General features: G+C 30.2%; 3 protein-coding genes. 2 read left to right on the forward strand and 1 reads right to left on the reverse strand.

Going from position 1 to position 1,553, the window contains the following annotated elements:
• Nucleotides 1-115: 115 nt before the first annotated feature.
• On the forward strand, nt 116-748 hold the full coding sequence (locus F1592_RS13445; protein WP_149809849.1) for a transposase family protein: 633 nt from the start codon (nt 116-118) through the stop codon (nt 746-748).
• Here F1592_RS13445 and F1592_RS13450 read toward each other — a convergent pair.
• On the reverse strand, nt 722-937 hold the full coding sequence (locus F1592_RS13450) for a helix-turn-helix domain-containing protein (RefSeq protein ID WP_149809850.1): 216 nt from the start codon (nt 935-937) through the stop codon (nt 722-724). The two genes, F1592_RS13445 and F1592_RS13450, sit on opposite strands and share 27 nt — an antisense overlap.
• Nucleotides 938-1,212: 275 nt before the next feature.
• Here F1592_RS13450 and arsR point away from each other — a divergent pair, with 275 nt between their 5' ends.
• Nucleotides 1,213-1,527, forward strand: a complete 315-nt coding sequence (arsR, locus tag F1592_RS13455; RefSeq protein ID WP_149809851.1) for an As(III)-sensing metalloregulatory transcriptional repressor ArsR — start codon at nt 1,213-1,215, stop codon at nt 1,525-1,527.
• Nucleotides 1,528-1,553 lie beyond the last annotated feature (26 nt).

Raw genomic sequence — 1,553 nt, forward strand, 5'->3', positions numbered from 1 at the left:
TCCGATTTGACGTAGAGCCATAAAAATCAGCCCTGTTTTTTTGATACAAAAAAAGCGCAAAAATCTCTATAATTTAAATATTTGACCAAATAAATTAAGGAGAGATTATGCGCCTATGAATTATTTTATGTCAAAAACACTTGGAATTGAAGACCCTAATATTATTTTCGACAATAAACTAGAAGAAGCTGAATTTAAAGGGAAAAGATGTAAATACTTTTATGCGAAAGTTACATATACGCCTGATTGTTGTGAAAATTGTGGCGTACTAAATAAAAACTATACTATTGTAAAAAATGGTTTTAAAATTTCTAGAATAACCATTCCGAAAGTATCTGAAATGAATGCTTTTTTAGTCCTTAAAAAGCAAAGATTCTATTGTAAGCATTGTTCTACTTACTTTACAGCTCAAACAAACATCGTTGATGTTGACTGTCATATTTCTAATAATACACGTTTAGCAGTTTTGGATAAGGCAACTTCTATACGATCTCAAAAATCAATAGCGAAGTCTTGTGGTGTATCTAATTCAACAGTGTCTCGCATTATTAATCATGCGGTACAAGATATCAGACATATGCCATTTGCCTCTTTACCTAAACACTTACTTATGGATGAATTTAAAAGTGTTAAACAAGTAGATAGTGCTATGAGTTTTATTTTTTGTGATGCGAAATCGCATAAGATTATAGATATTGTAAGAGATAGAAAGCTATACTATTTAAAAAATTATTTTTTCCGTGATTAGCCACCATCTTTTAGAAGCAAATTCCCAAAAATTCATAGGTTCAGATGTGTAATCTTTATCATCAGTATCTTCTAATTCAACTTTACCATTAACTAAGTTCTCAAGACTAACACCAAATAGCTCAGCTAAATCTTCTTGCGTTAAACCAGAACTTTTTCTGTATTTTCTAATTTGCTCTGCAAGTCTCATATATAAGTCACCTCCAATTAAAGTTATCAATTCTATATGTAACTTTCTGCATATAGAATTGATTATTGCGTCTTTAAATTAGATTGTCTAGTATATTATTTATTAACATATTTCACTTTCACAATGTTAAAAACCGTATCACTTATGATACGCTTCTGTTTATCGGTAAATGATGCGGTTTTTTCTCATTCCCCAATCCGACAGATCCACAAGAATACACAACATAGACGATTATCTATATAGATGGTAATATATATCGTAAGGGAGGTATGGTTATGTCATATCAAGAACTAGCAACAATATTAAAAGTTTTATCAGATTCAAGCAGGTTAGAAATATTAGATTTACTTTCTTGTGGTGAGCTATGCGCTTGTGACTTATTAGAACACTTTCAATTCTCACAACCTACACTAAGTCATCATATGAAGTCATTAGTAGATAACGAATTAGTTACAACACGAAAAGACGGCAACAAACATTGGTATCAACTTAATCATGCTATTTTAGATGATATTATCCAAAACTTAAACATCATTAATACATCTAACCAAAGATGTGTATGTAAAAATGTGAAATCAGGTGATTGTTGATGACCATTTTAGCAATTGTAATTTTT

Origin of the sequence: Staphylococcus sp. GDX7P312P (genome assembly GCF_008385775.1) — a bacterium.
GTDB classification, from domain to species: Bacteria; Bacillota; Bacilli; order Staphylococcales; family Staphylococcaceae; genus Staphylococcus; species Staphylococcus haemolyticus.

What these genes read in the sequence shown, in the direction of transcription:
- F1592_RS13450 (WP_149809850.1), bottom strand. Translation starts at nt 937, where the DNA reads ATGAGACTTGCAGAGCAAATTAGAAAATACAGAAAAAGTTCTGGTTTA.
- arsR (WP_149809851.1), top strand. Translation starts at nt 1,213, where the DNA reads ATGTCATATCAAGAACTAGCAACAATATTAAAAGTTTTATCAGATTCA.
- F1592_RS13445 (WP_149809849.1), top strand. Translation starts at nt 116, where the DNA reads ATGAATTATTTTATGTCAAAAACACTTGGAATTGAAGACCCTAATATT.